Below are 16,875 nucleotides of genomic sequence, written 5' to 3' on the forward strand. Positions count from 1 at the left end.
AATTTCTGCTGATCGAGGCCTCTGCCGGGCCTCAGAGGAACATCGCGTGTTCCTTGCGCACGAGTTCCTGCACGAATTCGGCGACGGTGCGCACGCGCACGAGGTCGCGCGCGCTTTCGTGCCATGTCGTCCAGTAGGCGCGGCGGATCGCGGTGGCGGGCAGCAGCCGGACGAGCTCGGGATATTGCCGGGCGATATAGTCGTGCAGGATGCCGACGCCCGCGCCCGAGCGCACGGCCTCCGTCTGGCCCGTGGCGCTCGAAATCTCGAAGCCGGCGTCCCAGCTGCGCATGATCTCGCCGGTGAAATTGAGCGAGGCCGTGAAGATGAGGTCCTCCACATAGCCGATGCGCCGGTGCGCCTTGAGGTCCTCGACGCTTTCCGGCGTGCCGTTCTCCGCCAGATAGGCCCTGGAGGCATAAAGGCCGAGCGTATAGTCCGTGAGCTTGGACGAGACGAGCCGGCCCTGGTCCGGCCGCTCCAGCGTGATCGCGATATCCGCCTCGCGCTGCGACAGCGAGAAGGAGCGGGGGACCGGCACGAGCTGGATCTTCAGTTCCGGATGCCGCGCCGTCAGCCGGCCGAGCCGGGGGGCGAGGAAGGAGACGCCGAAGCCGTCCGGTGCCCCGACGCGCACGGTGCCGGCGACCGCCGTGTCGATGCGCCCGATGCTGGCCTGCACCGCTAGCATCTCCGTTTCCATACGTTCGGCCGCGCGCAGAAAGGCCTCGCCCTCGGCGGTGAGGTCGCAGCCATTGGTGCGGCGGATGAGGAGGCGCGTCTTCAGCGCTTCCTCCAGCGCGCTGACGCGGCGGCTGAGCGTGGCGTGGTTGACGCCGAGCCGGCGGGAGGCGGCAAGGAGCTGCCCCGTGCGCGCCACCGCCAGGAACATGCGGGCGTCATCCCAGTTCATCGCAGCCTCCGGCTTTAATTTCTGCACAACGGTTCCTTATCTCAGGCGCTTGAGTTGTGCAAATTGAAGTGCGATCATCTCCTCATAACCACGGAGGACTCCCCATGTACGAGATCGGACACTTCATCAACGGCAAGCACGTCCCGGGCACGAGCGGCCGCACCGCGGACGTCTACAATCCCGCCACGGGCGAGGTTCAGGCCAAGGTCGCGCTGGCGAGCGACGCCGAGCTGCAGGCCGCCGTCGACGCCGCCAAGGCCGCGCAGCCGAAGTGGGCCGCGACCAACCCGCAGCGCCGCGCCCGCGTCTTCATGAAGTTCGTCGACCTGCTCAACCAGAACATGGACGAGCTGGCCGTGATGGTTTCGCGCGAGCACGGCAAGACGGTCGAAGATTCCAAGGGCGACGTCATCCGCGGCCTCGAAGTCTGCGAATTCGTCATCGGCATCCCGCATCTGTCCAAGAGCGAGTTCACCGAAGGCGCCGGCCCCGGCATCGACATGTATTCGATCCGCCAGCCGGTCGGCATCGGCGCGGGTATCACGCCGTTCAACTTCCCGGGCATGATCCCGATGTGGATGTTCGCCCCGGCGATCGCCTGCGGCAACGCCTTCATCCTCAAGCCCTCCGAGCGCGATCCGTCCCTGCCGATCCGCCTTGCCGAACTGATGATCGAGGCCGGCCTGCCGGCGGGCATCCTCAATGTCGTCAACGGTGACAAGGCCGCGGTCGACGGCATCGTCTCCCATCCGGATATCGGCGCTGTCTCCTTCGTCGGCTCCACGCCGATCGCCCGCTACGTCTACGGTGCCGCCACCGCCAACGGCAAGCGCGCCCAGTGCTTCGGCGGCGCGAAGAACCACATGATCATCATGCCCGACGCCGATCTCGACCAGGCCGTCAACGCCCTGATGGGCGCCGGCTACGGCTCTGCCGGCGAGCGCTGCATGGCCGTCTCCGTCGCCGTTCCGGTCGGCGAGGAAACCGCCAACCGCCTGATCGAGAAGCTGACACCGAAGATCGAGAGCCTGCGCATCGGCCCCTATACCGACGAGAAGGCCGACATGGGCCCGGTCGTCACCAAGGAAGCCCAGGCCCGCATCCGCAGCCTCATCGACAAGGGCCTGGAAGAAGGCGCCAAGCTCGTCGTCGACGGCCGCGATTTCAAGCTGCAGGGCTACGAGAACGGCTATTTCGTCGGCGGCTGCCTCTTCGACAACGTCACGCCGGACATGGAAATCTACAAGACCGAGATCTTCGGCCCGGTCCTCTCCGTCGTGCGCGCCAAGAACTACGAGGAAGCCCTCGACCTGCCGATGAAGCATGAATACGGCAACGGCGTCGCCATCTACACCCGCGACGGCGATGCCGCCCGCGACTTCGCCAGCCGCATCAATATCGGCATGGTCGGCGTCAACGTTCCGATCCCGGTTCCGCTGGCCTACCACTCCTTCGGCGGCTGGAAGGCTTCCGCCTTCGGCGACCTCAACCAGCACGGCACGGACTCCATCAAGTTCTGGACCCGCACCAAGACCGTGACGAGCCGCTGGCCGTCCGGCATCAAGGACGGCGCCGAATTCGTCATGCCGACGATGAAGTGATCCGTAACGATCAGAAACAGGAAAGGGCTCCCGTCGGGAGCCCTTTTTGCATGCGCACATTATTTGTGCCTTGCGAAGAATAGGCCGGTCGTTCGGCCCGTTACCTCCTCGGTTCATGCACTGAAGGGGGCAAACATGGCATTGGCAGGATCGCCGCAGGCCGCAGGGCAGGCGGGGGGCTTTCATCGTATTTCCTTTACCGGCAAGGCATCCGAATATTTCGGCATCTGGATCGTCAACGTGCTTTTGACGATCGTCACGCTCGGCATCTATTCCGCCTGGGCCAAGGTCCGGCGCAACCGCTATTTCTACGGTAACACCGTCCTGCTCGGCCGGTCCTTCGAATATCATGCGCGGGGCGTGCAGATCCTCGTCGGCCGGCTCATCGTCCTCGGCGCGTTCGTCGTGCTGAACGTCCTGGCCGCCGTCGTGCCGTTCCTGGTGCTGCTGCCGACCATCGTCGTGCTGGTCGCCCTGCCGTGGCTCGTCGCCAGGGGCCTGCGCTTCGCCGCGCGCGTCACGAGCTACCGCAACGTGCGCTTCGATTTCGTCGGCGGTGCCGGCGGCGCGTTCAAGGCCTTCATCCTCGGCGGCCTGCTTTCCGTCATCACGCTCGGCATCCTCACGCCGCTCGCCAGCCGCTGGGTGTCGCGCTATCTCGGCGCGAACCTACGCTATGGCGGCAAGGCTTTCGATACCGATCCGCCGCTCGGGCCGCTCTACAAGTCCTGGCTGCTGTCCTTCCTCATCGCGCTGATCGGCCTCGGCATCATCGCGGTCATCGTCGCGGCCAATTTCGCGTTGATCGCCGCGCTGATCGAGACACCCGGTTCGCTGGCGCCCGAGCAGCAGATCCCGCTGATCGTCAGCGCGGTCATCGGCTATATCGTCATCTTCGCCACGATGGGCATCGCCGGGCTCTTCTACCGGGCGGGCGTGCGCAACGTCGCCTGGTCCTCCACGATCTTCGACGGCAGGCACCGGCTGATGAGCGACGTCTCGCGCATCCGCTACACCTGGATCGCCATCTCCAACGTGATCGTGACGATCTTCACCCTCGGCCTGATGCGGCCCTGGGCGGCCGTACGCCTCGCCCGCTATACGTGGGAGCATACCGGCGTTACCTTCTCGGGCGACGTCGGCGAGCTGTTCAGCAGGATCGAGGAACAGGGGTCGGCCGTCGGCGCCGAGTTCATGGACTTCGAAGGGTTCGATTTTGGCTTCTGACAATGCCGCCATCGCCGGCGGGGAATGGCACCCCGCCGGCTCCAGCCGATCGGTCGAGGCGCATCTCGTCGAAAAGGGCGGCGAGATCGCCGCCGTGCCGGTCGGGAGCGAAAGGCCGCTGGCCGGCGCCGGTCTTTCCTGGCTGGAGATTTCCAGCCGGGTCGGCTCCATCCCCCGTCGGGTGACCTTCCCGGACGGCTCGATCTTCGAGACCTGGGACAATGAGGGCATCGACCGCTACCTCGCCGCGCGGGGCAGGGGTGGGGCCGGCATGGTGCACTGGCTGGAGCAGTTCCGCCTGCGCCTCATCGTCATCGTGCTGCTCGCCTTCGTGCTCGGCAGCGCCGTCTATCACTGGGGCGTGCCGGCGCTCGTGGAGGTCGCGGTCGTCACGACGCCGCCCATCGTGCCGCAACTGATGGGCAAGAGCACGCTGGAGGCGCTCGACAAGACGACGTTCTCGCCGACAAAGCTTTCCGAGGAGCGCCGCCGGGAGATCGCCGACGGCTTCGCCCGCATCGCGGCGCAGTCGCCGGCCGGTGCGGGCGCCTACAATCTCAATTTCCGCGACGGCGGTATCATCGGCCCCAACGCCTTCGCCCTGCCGGACGGCACGCTCGTCGTCACCGACCAGCTCGTCGAGATGGCGGGTGGCGATACGGAGATGATCATCGGCGTGCTGGCGCACGAGATCGGCCATGTCGAGTTGAAGCACAGCCTTCGCCAGTTCTACCGGGCCGCCGGCATGACCGGCCTCATCATGCTGATCGCCGGCGACGTCGGCTCGGCGGTCGAGGACGTCCTGGTGCAGGGCGGCGGCCTGCTGGCGCTTTCCTATTCGCGCGCGGCGGAAGCCGAGGCCGACCGGCGCTCGGTCGAGCTGATGGCGAAGGCCGGCTACGACCCGGCGGCCATCGCCCGCTTCTTCACGCTCATCGAGGAAAAGCTCGGCGACAAGTCCGATACCAATATCCTGTCCACCCATCCGGGCACGCCGCAGCGCAGGAAGGATATCCTCGATTATGCCAGGACCGTTTCCGGCCAGCCGGCGCCGGAGGGCCGGTAAATGGTTGCATCCGCTTCAACCGGTGCTTAAACCTTACCGCAAGAGTCGCCTTTAGCGGGTCGATTCCCGGCTGCCGCATAACATGAATGTGTTTTTCCGCTTTTTGGAATTGTTCTAAACCGCGATCTGTCCTATATGTGATCCACTTCAAAACCGAATTCGGAGTTTCCCATGCGTCTGACGAAGCAAACCAACTATGCCGTGCGCATGTTGATGTACTGCGCGGCGAACGGGGACAAGCTCAGCCGCATCCCGGAAATCGCGAAGGCCTACGGCGTTTCGGAACTCTTCCTGTTCAAGATCCTTCAGCCGCTGACCAGGGCTGGCATCATCGAGACCGTGCGCGGCCGCAATGGCGGCGTGCGCCTGCCCAAGCCGGCGAGCGAGATCACGCTGTTCGACGTGGTGCGCGTGACGGAGGATTCCTTCGCCATGGCCGAATGTTTCGAGGCGGGCGAGATCGAATGCCCGCTCGTCGATAGCTGTGGCCTCAACGCGGCGCTGCGCAAGGCGCTGAACGCCTTCTTCGAAGTGCTGCAGCAGTACACGATCGACGATCTCGTCAAGGCGCGCCCGCAGATCGGCATGCTGCTCGGCCTCGATCACACCCGCGCCGCCCAGGCTCAGGCCCAGCAGCAGCCGGCGGCCTGACGCGCGCCGCGCCGGATCGTCAGATTCCGGCGCCCGCTTCGTTCCTCACATATTCCCTGAGAATGAATTCGATGGCCGTCGGATCGAGTTCGGCCTTGTCTATGCGGAAGTCGACGCCGTAATCGTCGATCTTCTGGAAATAGGCATCGCTGATCGACGAGGAAATGACGCCGACCGGGCCGATATAGCCGGCATGGCGCAGCCCCGGCACGGTCTCGCGGAAGTCCGCCTGCGGCTGCAGCCGGTTGTCCATCAGGATCATGTCGAGCGTCACCCCGGACGAGCGGATGAAATCGAGCGCCGCGTCCACCGTCTCTACATAATGCAGGGCGATGGCATAGCTCGCCACCTTGCGCATCAGCGCGCTGAGAATGACATTTTCCGCAGGATCGTCATCAACGAGCAGAATATGCACTTGTGCTGTCATGGCGGTGGGTGACCCGATTGGCATTATGGGCGCCGGCCTCGAAGAAAGCCGTAGCTACTCTTGTTCAGGCCGCGAATATTAACAAGTCCCTAACTCTGCTATACCGGACGCCCGGCTCCGTTTTCCCGCTTTACTGGATGATCTGCTCGCGGATCGCCTTGGCGACCATCTGGGTACGGTTGACGACGTCGAGCTTCTTCAGGATCGTCGCCGTGTGCGAGTTCACCGTATGCTCCGAGACGGAGACGATGAGGGCGATCTCGCTTGCCGTCTTGCCGTAGGAGATCCAGCGCAGGATTTCCGTCTCGCGCGGCGTCAGCCCCATGCCGGCCTTGTTGGCGAGCACCTGCCTGTAGAAATAGTCGAAGGTGCAGTTCGCCTCGTAGCAGATCTCGAAATGCTCGCGCCGGCCGATATCCTCGCCGTCGCCGAGGAAGAGGACGACATAGCGCGTACCCGCGACGGAATGCACGGGGACCGCGAGCGCCATGTCGAAGCCGATCTGGTCGAGGAAATCGGCACCTTCGGTGGAACCGTTCTGCGCCGCGTCCGAGGCGCGCCACACCGTCGGGATCGTCGACTTGTAGAAGCTCTTGAAGAGGGCGGAATCGTTGAGGCGGTGACGCTTGTCATAGGCTTCGGCAAGGCCGGCGGGCAGGTCGTGCAGCACCAGCCGGCCGGCGAGCAGGCTGGTCTCGTGCTCGTTGGCGAGCTGCAGGACGCCGAAATGCTCGAAGCCGTGGCGCAGGGCCATCGTATGGAAGATACGAAAGAAATCGACGCGATTGAGAGCCTTCTCCAGATCGCCTTCGAAATCGTATCGCCTGTAGTGTCTGTTCAATACGGCCACGCGGCCTCCACCCCCGGATTCCACGCGATGCAATCTAGCGCCGCAATCTCTGGCGGCAAAGGCTTTTGCCGGACAATTTAGCGCAGGTCTCTCATTTTCTGCCCGTCACGCGCTGCAAGCCGATGATGGAAAAGGGAAAAACGGCGTCGGCGCTACGGGCGAAAATCCCGGTTTTGCAGGCATTTCGAATGCTGTGGAGAATAATCTTCCAGGGATTTTTCCGTTTGGACAAAATTGTCCGCCGACTTATTGCAATCCTGCGGCAAATGTCGTTCCATCCGCGCAAGGCCGGGGCTGGACCTGCACCCGCGTCCGCACACAACGAACAAAAAAGCAAACCTGGGAAGCTCACTATGAAAAAGCTGACTACTCTCCTCGCAGCGACGGCGCTTGCCTCGATGATGGCAGGCGCTGCCTGGTCGAAGACGCTGGTCTATTGCTCGGAAGCCTCGCCCGAAGGGTTCGACCCCGGCCTCTATACCGGCGGCCAGACCTTCGACGCCACGTCGCGCACCGCCTATAACCGCCTCGTCGAGTTCAAGCACGGCAGCACGGAGCTGGAACCGGGCCTCGCCGAGAGCTGGGAAGTGTCGGCCGACGGCAAGGAATACACCTTCAAGCTGCGCAAGGGCGTGAAGTTCCAGACGACCGAATACTTCACCCCGACCCGCGAACTGAACGCCGACGACGTCATCTTCTCGTTCGAGCGCCAGTACAAGGAAGACAATCCGTGGAACAAGTATGTCGCGGGCGCTTCCTGGGAATATTTCGCGGGCATGGGCTTCCCGGATCTGATCGAGAAGATCGAGAAGGTCGACGACCTGACGGTCAAGTTCGTGCTGAAGCGTCCGGAAGCGCCGTTCATCGCCAATCTCGGCATGGACTTCGCCTCGATCCTCTCCAAGGAATATGCCGACAAGCTGCAGGCTGACGGCAAGATGGAATTGCTGAACCAGCAGCCGCTCGGCACCGGCCCGTTCACCTTCGTCGCCTACCAGACGGATGCGGCGATCCGCTACAAGGCCAACCCCGACTACTGGAACGGCAAGCAGCCGGTCGACGATCTCGTCTTCGCCATCACCACGGACGCCGCCGTCCGCGCGCAGAAGCTGAAGGCCGGCGAGTGCCACATCATGGCCTATCCGAACGCCGCCGACGTCGCCGAGCTGAAGAAGGACGAGAACCTCCAGGTTCTGGAGCAGGAAGGCCTGAACGTCGCCTACCTCGCCTACAACACGCTGGTTCCGCCGTTCGACAAGGTCGAGGTCCGCAAGGCCCTCAACATGGCCGTCAACAAGCAGGCCATCGTCGACGCGGTCTTCCAGGGCGCGGCAACGGTCGCCAAGAACCCGATCCCGCCGACCATGTGGTCGTATAACGACGCCGTCCAGGACGACAAGTACGATCCGGACGCGGCCAAGAAGATGCTCGAGGAAGCCGGCGTCAAGGATCTCAAGATGAAGATCTGGGCCATGCCCGTCGCGCGTCCCTACATGCTGAACGCCCGCCGTGCGGCCGAGCTGATGCAGGCCGACCTCGCCAAGATCGGCGTCACGGCCGAGATCGTCTCCTACGAATGGGCCGAATACCTCAAGCTCTCCTCCGCCAAGGACCGCGACGGTGCGGCCATCATGGGCTGGACCGGCGACAACGGCGATCCGGACAACTTCCTTGACACCCTGCTCGGTTGCGACGCCGTCGGCGGCAACAACCGCGCGCAGTGGTGCAACAAGGAATTCGACGACCTGATGACGAAGGCGAAGGAAACCTCCGACATCGCCCAGCGCACCAAGTTCTATGAAGAGGCTCAGGTCATCTTCAAGCGCGAAGCGCCGTGGAACACCATCGACCATTCGCTGGTCGTCGTCCCGATGAGCAAGAAGGTCTCGGGCTTCAAGATGGACCCGCTGGGGATTCACCGCTTTGACGGTGTAGACATCGCCGAGTAATATCGGGCAAAAGAAAGGCACGCCGCAAAGAGCGTGCAATGGCCGGCGGTCCGAAGGCATTCGGGCCGCCGGTTTTTCAAAAGAAGAAGGGATTGGCTCCCATGTTGCGCTTTATCTTCGGACGGCTCGCCGTCCTGATACCCACGTTCATCGGGGTATCGATCATCGCGTTCGCCTTCATTCGACTTCTGCCGGGCGATCCGGTCATGCTGATGTCGGGCGAACGCGTCATGTCGCCGGAACACCATGCCGAGCTGATGCACCAGCTCGGCCTCGACCGGCCGATGTACATCCAGTATTTCGACTATCTGACGGGCCTGCTCTCGGGCGACTTCGGCTCGTCGATCGTCACCAAGCGGCCGGTGCTTGAGGACTTCATGAACCTCTTCCCCGCCACGCTGGAGCTTTCGCTCTGCGCCATCATCGTCGCAGTCGTGCTCGGCATTCCGGCCGGCGTGCTTGCCGCGGTCAAGCGCGGCACCTGGCTCGACCAGTCGATCATGGGCGTCGCCCTTGTCGGCTATTCGATGCCGATCTTCTGGTGGGGGCTGCTGCTCATCATCTTCTTCTCCGGCTATCTCGGCTGGACGCCGGTCTCGGGACGCATCTCGCTGATGTACTTCTTCCCGCAGGTCACCGGCTTCATGCTGATCGACAGCCTGATCTCGGGGCAGGCGGGGGCGTTCAAGTCGGCGCTGACCTACCTGATCCTGCCGACCGTGGTGCTGTCGACGATCCCGCTTGCGGTCATCGCGCGCCAGACCCGCTCGGCCATGCTCGAAGTGCTCGGCGACGACTATGTCCGCACCGCCCGCGCCAAGGGTCTTTCGCCCTTCCGCGTCATCGGCATCCACGCGCTGCGCAATGCCATGATCCCCGTCATCACCACGATCGGCCTGCAGGTCGGCGTGCTGCTTGCGGGCGCCATCCTGACCGAGACGATCTTCTCCTGGCCGGGCATCGGCAAGTGGATGGTCGACAGCGTCTTCAAGCGCGACTATGCCGTGGTGCAGGGCGGGCTGATGCTGATCGCCGCCGTCATCATGATCGTCAACCTCGTGGTCGACCTGCTCTACGGCTGGGTCAATCCGCGCATCCGGCACTAGGAGGGCGATCCCATGAGCTCAGTACAGACAACGTCCGAGGCCAAGACGGGCGGCACGCCGCCGTCGGGCCTTTCCGAATTCTGGTTCTATTTCTCGCGCAACAAGGGCGCGGTCATCGGCCTCTTCATCTTCCTGGTGATCCTGTTCGTCGCCGTCTTCGCGCCCTTCGTCGCGCCGCACAATCCGAGCATCCAGAACCGTGAACTCCTTCTCCTGCCGCCGGTCTTCCAGCAGGGCGGGACCTGGGGGCACATCCTCGGCACCGACGCCGTCGGTCGTGACATCCTCTCGCGCCTCATCTACGGCGCGCGCTTCTCGCTCTTCATCGGTCTCGTCGTCGTGACGCTGTCGGTGGTCTCGGGCGTGCTGATAGGTCTCGTCGCGGGCTATTTCCGCGGCAAGGTCGATACCTTCATCATGCGCATCATGGATATCATCCTGGCCTTCCCCTCGCTGCTGCTCGCCCTCGTGCTGGTGGCGGTTCTCGGTCCGGGCCTGCTCAACGCCATGATCGCCATCTCGCTCGTCAACCAGCCGCATTTCGTGCGCCTGACGCGCGCGGCGGTCATGACGGAGAAGTCGAAGGATTACGTCGTCGGCTCGCAGGTCGCGGGCGCCGGCACGCTGCGCCTGATGTTCCTGACGATCCTGCCGAACTGCCTCGCGCCGCTCATCGTCCAGGCGACGCTCGCCTTCTCGGCGGCGATCCTCGACGCGGCGGCCCTCGGCTTCCTCGGCATGGGCGCCCAGCCGCCGACGCCGGAATGGGGCACGATGCTCGCCGAAGCGCGCGAATTCATCCAGCGCGCCTGGTGGGTCGTCACCTTCCCCGGCCTTGCCATCCTCGTCACCGTGCTCGCCATCAACCTCATGGGTGACGGCCTGCGCGACGCCCTCGATCCCAAGCTGAAGAGGTCGTGATGTCGCTTCTCGAAATCAAGAACCTCACCGTCGAGTTCCAGACGGCATCCGGTCCCTTCCGCGCCGTGGACGGCGTTTCGCTCAAGGTCGACGAGGGCGAAGTGCTCGCCATCGTCGGCGAATCCGGCTCGGGCAAGTCCGTCTCCATGCTCGCCGCCATGGGCCTCCTGCCCTGGACGGCGAAGGTGACGGCGGATGTCCTCACCTTCAACGGCCGCGACATGAAGGCCATGTCCGACGCTGAGCGGCGCAGGATCATCGGCAAGGACATCGCCATGATCTTCCAGGAGCCGATCGCCAGCCTCAATCCGTGCTTCACGGTCGGCTACCAGATCGAGGAAGTTCTGCGCATCCACACGGACCTTAATCGCAAGGCTCGCCGCGACCGGGCGATCGAGCTGTTCCAGCTCGTCGGCATCCCGAACCCGGAAGAGCGCCTCGGCCACTATCCGCACCAGATGTCGGGCGGCCAGTGCCAGCGCGTGATGATCGCGACCGCGCTTGCCTGCAATCCGAAGCTTCTGATCGCCGACGAGCCGACCACCGCGCTCGACGTGACGATCCAGAAGCAGATCCTCGACCTCCTGATGAAGCTGCAGGCCGAACACGGCATGGGCCTCATCATCATCACCCATGACATGGGCGTCGTCGCCGAAACCGCCGACCGCGTCATCGTGCAGTACAAGGGCCGCCAGATCGAGGAGGCCGACGTGCTCTCGCTCTTCTCGGCCCCGAAAAGCGTCTACACCAAGGCTCTTCTCGCGGCCCTGCCGGAGAACGCCACGGGCGGGCGCCTGCCGACGATCACGGAAAAGCTGACCGACGCCGAGATTTTCGCAGGAGCCGTCCGATGACCCCGGTTCTCGAAGCGCGCGACCTCAAGCGCGACTATCACATCCCCGGCAGCTTCATGAAGCCGTCCAAGACCGTTCACGCCGTCAAGGGCGTGAGCTTCACGGTCGAGGAGGGCAAGACGCTCGCCATCGTCGGCGAAAGCGGCTGCGGCAAGTCCACCCTTGCCCGCATGGTCACGATGATCGATCCGATCACCGCGGGCGAAATGCTGATCGACGGCCGCAAGGTCGACATCGCCAGCGAGCCGCTGACGCCGGAAATGCGCAGCAAGGTGCAGATCGTCTTCCAGAACCCCTATGGTTCGCTGAACCCGCGCAAGAAGATCGGCGACATCCTGACGGAGCCGCTGGTCATCAACACCAAGGTTCCCGCGGACGAGCGGCGCGACCGCGCCATGGCCATGCTGAAGAAGGTGGGGCTGGAGGAGAAGCATTACGGGCGCTACCCGCACATGTTCTCCGGCGGCCAGCGCCAGCGCGTGGCGATTGCCCGCGCGCTGATGCTCAATCCGCGCCTCCTCGTGCTCGACGAGCCGGTCTCGGCGCTCGACCTCTCGGTGCAGGCCCAGGTACTCAACCTGCTTGCCGACCTTCAGGACGAGTTCCACCTGACCTATGTCTTCATCAGCCACGACCTTTCGGTCGTGCGCCACATCGCGGACGACGTGATGGTGATGTATTTCGGCGAGGCGGTGGAATATGGCAGCCGTGACCAGGTCTTCGACGACCCGCAGCACAGCTATACCAAGACGCTCTTCGCCGCGACGCCGCGTGTCGATATCGACGCCATCCGCGCCCGCGTCGAGCGACGCAAGCGCGTCGCCTGAGGCGAGCGGCGCGCGTGACCGACGCCCGCGCCATCGTCGTCATGGGCGTTTCCGGTTGCGGCAAGACCTCGGTCGCCGAGGGTCTTGCCGCAAGCCTCGGCGCCGCCTTCATCGAGGGTGACAGCCTGCATCCCGCCGCCAATGTCGAGAAGATGTCCCGCGGCATTCCCCTGACGGACGAGGACCGCTGGCCCTGGCTCGACACGATCGGCCGGGCACTGGCCGATGCGCGCGCCGCGGGCAACGGCGTCGTTGTCTCCTGCTCCGCCCTCAGGAAGGTCTACCGCGAGCGCCTGCGCAACGCCGCCGGCGGCACGCTTTCCTTCGTCTTCCTCAAGGGCAGCCGCGACCTTCTGATGACGCGCATGGCCGCGCGGGAAGGGCACTTCATGCCCGTCAGCCTGCTCGACAGCCAGCTCGCCACGCTGGAGGACCCGTCCGGCGAACCGGGCGTCGTGACGGTCGATATCGATGCGCCCGTCGAGGCCATCGTCGCCGCCGCCCTCCGGGGATTGGCATCCTGAGGGAGAATTTGCGGGACCGCCTCTGGCGCCCCGCCGGCCGTCCGCCTATAGACGGCGGGCCTGCCGGCCATCGCGTGGCGGTGGGTTTCCGATATTTCCGCGACCTGACAGGAACGAGACATGGATATCAAACGCTTTGAAACCGGCCCGCGCATGAGCCAGGCCGTCGTGCACAATGGCACCGTCTATCTGGCCGGTCAGGTCGGCGAGGCGGGTTCTGACGTCACCGAGCAGACGAAGCAGGCGCTGGCCGAGGTCGACCGCCTTCTGGCGCTCTCCGGCACGGACAAGACGCGCATCCTCTCCGCCCAGATCTGGCTTGCCGACATGGCCGATTTTTCCAAGATGAACGCCGTCTGGGATACCTGGGCGCCGCAGGGCCACACGCCCGCTCGCGCCACCGGCGAATCCAAGCTCGCGACGCCGGATTACCTCGTCGAGGTCATCGTCGTCGCTGCGCTCTGACAAGCACGGCAGACCGGAATGAAAAGGCCCGCTTGCGCGGGCCTTTTTGCGTCATGCGGATTTGGCGAGCCGCGCCTGCTCGTCGAAGAACAGCGCCTGGCTGATCAGCGCCTTCACCATGTCCGGATTGAACGGCTTGGTGACGAGGAAGGCCGGTTCCGGCTTTTCGCCGGTCAGGAGCCGTTCCGGGAAGGCGGTGATGAAGATCACCGGGATCGTGCTGTTCTTCAAGATGTCGTTGACGGCGTCGATGCCCGAACTGCCGTCAGCGAGCTGGATATCCGCCAGCACCATGCGCGGCGAGGTGCGGTGATAGAGTTCGACGGCCTCCGAATGGGTGCGCGCGATGCCGGTCACCCGGTGGCCGAGGCCCTTCACCATGTCCTCGATATCCATGGCGATGAGGGGTTCGTCCTCGATGATCATGATATCGGTCGCCACCTGACGCGAGATGTCGCGCGAGGCCTCGTCCAGCAATGCGCTGAAGCGGTCCTCCGGCACATCCATGATGTCGGCGCCCTCGGCAATGTCGAAGCCCTCGACGGCGACGAGCAGGAAGGCCTTGCGTTCTGCCGGCGGCAGGTTGGAAAGGTTCGCCGCCGCCTGCCGTTCCCAGCCGAAGGGCGAGGTATTTTCCGGCAGGGTGATGTCGAGATTGTCGAAGAGCGTGCAGTAGAGCCGGTAGAGCGCGATGCGGTCGCTGCGCCCTTCCGGATAGAGCGAGATGTCGCTGACGAGTGCTTCGAGCATGGCGGCGACATAGGCGTCGCCGGACGTCTGCGAACCCGTCACGGCACGGGAAAACCGCCTCAGATAGGCGAGATGCGGTGCGATACGGGTGGAAAGTGACATTTCGTTCTCCCTGGCTATGTTCCGTATCGGAACCGTTTCCGCTAGAGTTCACCTTGCGGAAACCTATTGGTAGCATGCTAAGTCTGACTTGCTATTGGGAATATTGGGCAAAAGGAAGATAGCGGGCGGCAAGCGATGGAAACAAGACCATGATAGAGCCCGGTAAAGACAAGAGACGCGGCGCCGCCTCCGCGAGGGCTGCGTTCGATCCCAATGGCCCCGTCGGCCGCAAGCTGAAATCCTTCTACGACGTCATCGAGACCGAGCCCGTGCCCGATCGCCTGCTCGACCTTCTGGAAAAGCTCGACGATGCCGAGCGCAGAGCCAAGGGCGGTTCCTGACGTCATTCGTTTTCCCTGTTCAAGACATCAAGAAACGGGCCCCGGGGGCCCGTTTCGCGTTTCTGCTCGTGGTGCCGTTTAGCGGCAGCGGGCTTCGTAGCGGTGACCGTGGCGGTCACGATAGATGCAGTAGCCGCGCCGGTCCGAACGGGCGATGAGGTAACCCGCGGTGCCGCCGACGGCCGCACCGACAAGGGCGCCGCCCGCGCGGCCGGTCACCGCCCCGCCGATGATGGCGCCCGATGCCGCGCCGATGGCGGTGCCGCGTTCGGTCTGGGAGCAGGCGGAGAGTGCCACGGTGGAGGCGACGAGGCAAAGCGCGATGATGGTTTTCTTCATGGTTCCGGTTCCTGGCTGGTTGGTCGGGATCAAATGCGTCCCATGAGGACGAGGATGAGAAGGATGACGACGATGAGACCGAGACCGCCCGACGGGCCGTAACCCCACCCGCGGCTATATCCCCAGTTCGGCAGCGCGCCGATCAGGAGGAGGATGAGGATGATAAGAAGAATGGTGCCGAGCATCTGCGCTTCCTTTCTCGTCCGGTTCGCCATTGAGCGATGCGCCGACAACGTGCCTGCCGAAACTTTGTTCCCGAAATCGTGACAGGGCGTGATCGGAACTTTTCCGTGCATCGTCCCGTTGTCTGGCCAGTTCTATGGGGAGCCCGATCCGACAGGAGATGGAGAGTGACATGGAGCACATCGCCGCAATCATGCTTCTGGTCGGCTGCGCGCCTGGCAGTCTTTCCTGCGAGGAGCTGCAGGCGCCGCAGGTAGCGTTCGAGACGATGGAAGACTGCGTCGGCGCCCTGCCGTCTGCCCTCGGCGATGCGGGTGTTGGAAAGCGCGTCGTACATGGCCGCTGTGCGCCCTTCGATCCCGCCTGGGAGGAAGAGAATGTCGAGATCAGCTGGCGCATGACGTCGCGGAACCGGCTGGAGGTCCATGTGCGCAAGGTGGGCCCGCCGGCGGACGGCATCGTCGTCGCCGAGAACGCCGGCCCGGTCGATATCGGCCTGCATTGAGGAACTTTTCCGGCTCCCGCCGCTTCCCCGTCAATCGATTGCATTCAACCGAAAGGACAGCGAGATGAACTGGGATATCATCGAAGGCAAGTGGAACGAATACAAGGGCAAGGCGCAGGCCCAGTGGGGCAAGCTCACGGATGACGACCTCGACGTCATCAAGGGTCGCCGCGTCGAGTTGTCCGGCAAGATCCAGCAGCGCTACGGCCTTGCCAAGGACGAAGCGGAGCGGCAGATCGACGACTGGGCGCGCCGCCACTAGCGCAATTCCGAGCAAAAGCACGCAGCGGTTTGCGTCCGGAGTTGCGCGGAAACGAAATGCTCTGCCGGTCGCAGCCCTCTCGATCACCGCTCATGCCGCCGCAGCCGAAAGGCCGCGGCGGCATCGTTTTGGAAGAATGGAAAGTGTAGCAAATCAACTCTGTTGCGCGGCGTTCCCGGGAACCTTTTCGGATGCTTTCCGTTTCTTCTGCGACATAACAAGGAGATTGAAAATGCTGTACTATGCTGTCGTCTTTCTCGTGATCGCCCTTGTTGCCGGTCTGCTCGGCTTCGGCGGTATTGCCGGCGCATCCGCCGGCATCGCGCAGATTCTGTTCTTCGTCTTCCTCGCCCTTCTGGTCCTGTCCCTGATCGCAGGTCTCTTCCGAAGGGCATGAGGAAAGCGGCGCATTCCGGCAAGGGCGGCGTCCGCGGACGCCGCCCTTTTGCATGTGCGAAGACGTCTTGCGGCCCCTCGGGCCATTGGTTAATCAACAGTGAACCTGACTGATTCCCGCTGGAGCCCGCGCGATGAAATCCCTCGAACTCCTGGTTGAACGCATCATCCTGTCGAGCCGCTGGATCCTCGTGGTCTTCTATCTCGGCCTCGTGGCGGCGCTCGCCGTCTATGCCGTCTCCTTCCTCTACAAGTTCGTCAAGGTCGCCAAGAACGTCTTCGTCTATGACGATGCGCAGATGATCCTCGCCATGCTCGGCCTTATCGACGCGGCGCTGGTCGCCAGCCTCATCCTCATGGTGATGATCGCCGGCTACGAGAACTTCGTCAGCCGCTTCGACGAGGCGGAGAAGGACGTCTCCTTCCTCGGCAAGCTCGATGCCGGCAGCCTCAAGATCAAGGTCGCCTCGTCGATCGTCGCGATATCGTCGATCCACCTGCTGCAGATCTTCCTCAATGCGCAGCAATATACCGAGAGCCAGCTGATGTGGCTGACCTTCATGCATCTCGCCTTCGTGGTCTCCGCCGTGCTGCTCGGTTTTCTCGAGCAGATCAT

At 63.8% G+C, this 16,875-nt stretch carries 22 protein-coding genes (1 of these 22 running past the window's edge); 16 read left to right on the forward strand and 6 right to left on the reverse strand.

Annotation, left to right across the window (positions count from 1 at the left end; translation table 11 throughout):
• Positions 1-31 precede the first annotated feature (31 nt).
• Positions 32-913, reverse strand: coding sequence for a LysR family transcriptional regulator (locus tag ACZ48C_RS02675; RefSeq protein WP_464782101.1), 882 nt, complete (start codon positions 911-913; stop codon positions 32-34).
• A 104-nt stretch (positions 914-1,017) separates the two neighbouring features.
• Here ACZ48C_RS02675 and ACZ48C_RS02680 point away from each other — a divergent pair, with 104 nt between their 5' ends.
• The 4 genes from ACZ48C_RS02680 (at position 1,018) to rirA (ending at position 5,458) form a co-directional block, all read left to right on the forward strand.
• The gene (locus ACZ48C_RS02680) at positions 1,018-2,514 is read left to right on the forward strand and encodes a CoA-acylating methylmalonate-semialdehyde dehydrogenase (RefSeq protein WP_318911027.1); all 1,497 of its coding nucleotides are present in this window, start codon (positions 1,018-1,020) and stop codon (positions 2,512-2,514) included.
• Positions 2,515-2,649: 135 nt separating this feature from the next.
• Positions 2,650-3,741 carry a YjgN family protein gene (locus ACZ48C_RS02685; RefSeq protein ID WP_464782102.1) on the forward strand — a complete coding sequence of 364 codons (1,092 nt, stop codon included), beginning with the start codon at positions 2,650-2,652 and terminating at the stop codon, positions 3,739-3,741.
• Positions 3,731-4,807, forward strand: a complete 1,077-nt coding sequence (locus tag ACZ48C_RS02690) for a M48 family metallopeptidase (RefSeq protein WP_464782103.1) — start codon at positions 3,731-3,733, stop codon at positions 4,805-4,807. The genes ACZ48C_RS02685 and ACZ48C_RS02690 overlap by 11 nt, the downstream gene beginning before the upstream one ends.
• A gap of 171 nt (positions 4,808-4,978) precedes the next feature.
• The gene (gene rirA, locus ACZ48C_RS02695; RefSeq protein WP_119257752.1) at positions 4,979-5,458 is read left to right on the forward strand and encodes an iron-responsive transcriptional regulator RirA; all 480 of its coding nucleotides are present in this window, start codon (positions 4,979-4,981) and stop codon (positions 5,456-5,458) included.
• Positions 5,459-5,477: 19 nt separating this feature from the next.
• On the opposite strand, the gene ACZ48C_RS02700 is transcribed toward rirA, so the two are convergent.
• Together ACZ48C_RS02700 and ACZ48C_RS02705 are read right to left on the reverse strand one after the other, a co-directional pair.
• The gene (locus ACZ48C_RS02700) at positions 5,478-5,885 is read right to left on the reverse strand and encodes a response regulator (protein ID WP_245424865.1); all 408 of its coding nucleotides are present in this window, start codon (positions 5,883-5,885) and stop codon (positions 5,478-5,480) included.
• Positions 5,886-6,015: 130 nt separating this feature from the next.
• The gene (locus ACZ48C_RS02705; RefSeq protein ID WP_162911445.1) at positions 6,016-6,735 is read right to left on the reverse strand and encodes a helix-turn-helix transcriptional regulator; all 720 of its coding nucleotides are present in this window, start codon (positions 6,733-6,735) and stop codon (positions 6,016-6,018) included.
• A gap of 353 nt (positions 6,736-7,088) precedes the next feature.
• Here ACZ48C_RS02705 and ACZ48C_RS02710 point away from each other — a divergent pair, with 353 nt between their 5' ends.
• The 7 genes from ACZ48C_RS02710 (at position 7,089) to ACZ48C_RS02740 (ending at position 13,381) form a co-directional block, all read left to right on the forward strand.
• Positions 7,089-8,684, forward strand: coding sequence for an ABC transporter substrate-binding protein (locus ACZ48C_RS02710; protein WP_318911038.1), 1,596 nt, complete (start codon positions 7,089-7,091; stop codon positions 8,682-8,684).
• 101 nt (positions 8,685-8,785) lie between these two features.
• Complete coding sequence (locus ACZ48C_RS02715; protein WP_119257780.1) at positions 8,786-9,790, forward strand: ABC transporter permease subunit; 1,005 nt, start codon at positions 8,786-8,788, stop codon at positions 9,788-9,790.
• 12 nt (positions 9,791-9,802) lie between these two features.
• The gene (locus ACZ48C_RS02720; protein WP_119257756.1) at positions 9,803-10,711 is read left to right on the forward strand and encodes an ABC transporter permease subunit; all 909 of its coding nucleotides are present in this window, start codon (positions 9,803-9,805) and stop codon (positions 10,709-10,711) included.
• Entirely contained in the window at positions 10,711-11,565 is an 855-nt protein-coding gene (locus ACZ48C_RS02725) for an ABC transporter ATP-binding protein (RefSeq protein ID WP_119257757.1), read from the forward strand. The genes ACZ48C_RS02720 and ACZ48C_RS02725 overlap by 1 nt, the downstream gene beginning before the upstream one ends.
• Positions 11,562-12,392 carry a dipeptide ABC transporter ATP-binding protein gene (locus tag ACZ48C_RS02730; RefSeq protein ID WP_464782104.1) on the forward strand — a complete coding sequence of 277 codons (831 nt, stop codon included), beginning with the start codon at positions 11,562-11,564 and terminating at the stop codon, positions 12,390-12,392. The genes ACZ48C_RS02725 and ACZ48C_RS02730 overlap by 4 nt, the downstream gene beginning before the upstream one ends.
• Positions 12,393-12,433: 41 nt before the next feature.
• Complete coding sequence (locus ACZ48C_RS02735) at positions 12,434-12,916, forward strand: gluconokinase (RefSeq protein ID WP_464782765.1); 483 nt, start codon at positions 12,434-12,436, stop codon at positions 12,914-12,916.
• Between the two features lie 120 nt (positions 12,917-13,036).
• Positions 13,037-13,381 (forward strand): RidA family protein, encoded by a 345-nt coding sequence (locus ACZ48C_RS02740; RefSeq protein WP_119257759.1) that lies wholly within the window; start codon positions 13,037-13,039, stop codon positions 13,379-13,381.
• Positions 13,382-13,432: 51 nt separating this feature from the next.
• Here the strand turns inward: ACZ48C_RS02740 and ACZ48C_RS02745 are convergent, their stop codons facing one another.
• Positions 13,433-14,233 (reverse strand): response regulator, encoded by an 801-nt coding sequence (locus ACZ48C_RS02745; protein ID WP_119257760.1) that lies wholly within the window; start codon positions 14,231-14,233, stop codon positions 13,433-13,435.
• A gap of 149 nt (positions 14,234-14,382) precedes the next feature.
• Between ACZ48C_RS02745 and ACZ48C_RS02750 the strand changes: the two genes are divergently transcribed.
• Positions 14,383-14,574, forward strand: a complete 192-nt coding sequence (locus ACZ48C_RS02750) for a NepR family anti-sigma factor (RefSeq protein ID WP_119257761.1) — start codon at positions 14,383-14,385, stop codon at positions 14,572-14,574.
• Positions 14,575-14,652: 78 nt separating this feature from the next.
• Here the strand turns inward: ACZ48C_RS02750 and ACZ48C_RS02755 are convergent, their stop codons facing one another.
• Positions 14,653-14,913 carry a YMGG-like glycine zipper-containing protein gene (locus ACZ48C_RS02755; RefSeq protein ID WP_119257762.1) on the reverse strand — a complete coding sequence of 87 codons (261 nt, stop codon included), beginning with the start codon at positions 14,911-14,913 and terminating at the stop codon, positions 14,653-14,655.
• 29 nt (positions 14,914-14,942) lie between these two features.
• Positions 14,943-15,098: a DUF3309 family protein gene (locus ACZ48C_RS02760; RefSeq protein ID WP_117368338.1), complete on the reverse strand. Its 156-nt coding sequence runs from the start codon at positions 15,096-15,098 to the stop codon at positions 14,943-14,945.
• A gap of 170 nt (positions 15,099-15,268) precedes the next feature.
• Between ACZ48C_RS02760 and ACZ48C_RS02765 the strand changes: the two genes are divergently transcribed.
• The 4 genes from ACZ48C_RS02765 to ACZ48C_RS02780 all read left to right on the forward strand — a co-directional run.
• Complete coding sequence (locus tag ACZ48C_RS02765) at positions 15,269-15,601, forward strand: hypothetical protein (RefSeq protein ID WP_464782105.1); 333 nt, start codon at positions 15,269-15,271, stop codon at positions 15,599-15,601.
• Between the two features lie 64 nt (positions 15,602-15,665).
• Positions 15,666-15,863, forward strand: coding sequence for a CsbD family protein (locus ACZ48C_RS02770; RefSeq protein WP_119257764.1), 198 nt, complete (start codon positions 15,666-15,668; stop codon positions 15,861-15,863).
• 232 nt (positions 15,864-16,095) lie between these two features.
• Complete coding sequence (locus ACZ48C_RS02775; protein WP_023514833.1) at positions 16,096-16,260, forward strand: DUF1328 domain-containing protein; 165 nt, start codon at positions 16,096-16,098, stop codon at positions 16,258-16,260.
• 133 nt (positions 16,261-16,393) lie between these two features.
• On the forward strand, positions 16,394-16,875 hold the 5' portion of the coding sequence (locus ACZ48C_RS02780; RefSeq protein WP_119257765.1) for a TIGR00645 family protein. 19 nt of this gene lie beyond the right edge of the window; the window shows 482 of its 501 coding nt (coding positions 1-482); it begins with the start codon at positions 16,394-16,396; its stop codon lies off the right edge, out of view.

The sequence above is a fragment of the Shinella sp. 1A1 genome (genome assembly GCF_055379515.1).

Bases quoted from the DNA above. Each gene is read 5' to 3' on its own strand.
- ACZ48C_RS02750 (WP_119257761.1), top strand. From the start codon at position 14,383: ATGATAGAGCCCGGTAAAGACAAGAGACGCGGCGCCGCCTCCGCGAGG.
- rirA (WP_119257752.1), top strand. From the start codon at position 4,979: ATGCGTCTGACGAAGCAAACCAACTATGCCGTGCGCATGTTGATGTAC.
- ACZ48C_RS02715 (WP_119257780.1), top strand. From the start codon at position 8,786: ATGTTGCGCTTTATCTTCGGACGGCTCGCCGTCCTGATACCCACGTTC.
- ACZ48C_RS02760 (WP_117368338.1), bottom strand. From the start codon at position 15,098: ATGCTCGGCACCATTCTTCTTATCATCCTCATCCTCCTCCTGATCGGC.
- ACZ48C_RS02675 (WP_464782101.1), bottom strand. From the start codon at position 913: ATGAACTGGGATGACGCCCGCATGTTCCTGGCGGTGGCGCGCACGGGG.
- ACZ48C_RS02720 (WP_119257756.1), top strand. From the start codon at position 9,803: ATGAGCTCAGTACAGACAACGTCCGAGGCCAAGACGGGCGGCACGCCG.
- ACZ48C_RS02745 (WP_119257760.1), bottom strand. From the start codon at position 14,233: ATGTCACTTTCCACCCGTATCGCACCGCATCTCGCCTATCTGAGGCGG.
- ACZ48C_RS02725 (WP_119257757.1), top strand. From the start codon at position 10,711: ATGTCGCTTCTCGAAATCAAGAACCTCACCGTCGAGTTCCAGACGGCA.
- ACZ48C_RS02755 (WP_119257762.1), bottom strand. From the start codon at position 14,913: ATGAAGAAAACCATCATCGCGCTTTGCCTCGTCGCCTCCACCGTGGCA.
- ACZ48C_RS02700 (WP_245424865.1), bottom strand. From the start codon at position 5,885: ATGACAGCACAAGTGCATATTCTGCTCGTTGATGACGATCCTGCGGAA.
- ACZ48C_RS02680 (WP_318911027.1), top strand. From the start codon at position 1,018: ATGTACGAGATCGGACACTTCATCAACGGCAAGCACGTCCCGGGCACG.
- ACZ48C_RS02740 (WP_119257759.1), top strand. From the start codon at position 13,037: ATGGATATCAAACGCTTTGAAACCGGCCCGCGCATGAGCCAGGCCGTC.
- ACZ48C_RS02765 (WP_464782105.1), top strand. From the start codon at position 15,269: ATGGAGCACATCGCCGCAATCATGCTTCTGGTCGGCTGCGCGCCTGGC.
- ACZ48C_RS02770 (WP_119257764.1), top strand. From the start codon at position 15,666: ATGAACTGGGATATCATCGAAGGCAAGTGGAACGAATACAAGGGCAAG.
- ACZ48C_RS02735 (WP_464782765.1), top strand. From the start codon at position 12,434: ATGGGCGTTTCCGGTTGCGGCAAGACCTCGGTCGCCGAGGGTCTTGCC.
- ACZ48C_RS02710 (WP_318911038.1), top strand. From the start codon at position 7,089: ATGAAAAAGCTGACTACTCTCCTCGCAGCGACGGCGCTTGCCTCGATG.
- ACZ48C_RS02775 (WP_023514833.1), top strand. From the start codon at position 16,096: ATGCTGTACTATGCTGTCGTCTTTCTCGTGATCGCCCTTGTTGCCGGT.
- ACZ48C_RS02730 (WP_464782104.1), top strand. From the start codon at position 11,562: ATGACCCCGGTTCTCGAAGCGCGCGACCTCAAGCGCGACTATCACATC.
- ACZ48C_RS02685 (WP_464782102.1), top strand. From the start codon at position 2,650: ATGGCATTGGCAGGATCGCCGCAGGCCGCAGGGCAGGCGGGGGGCTTT.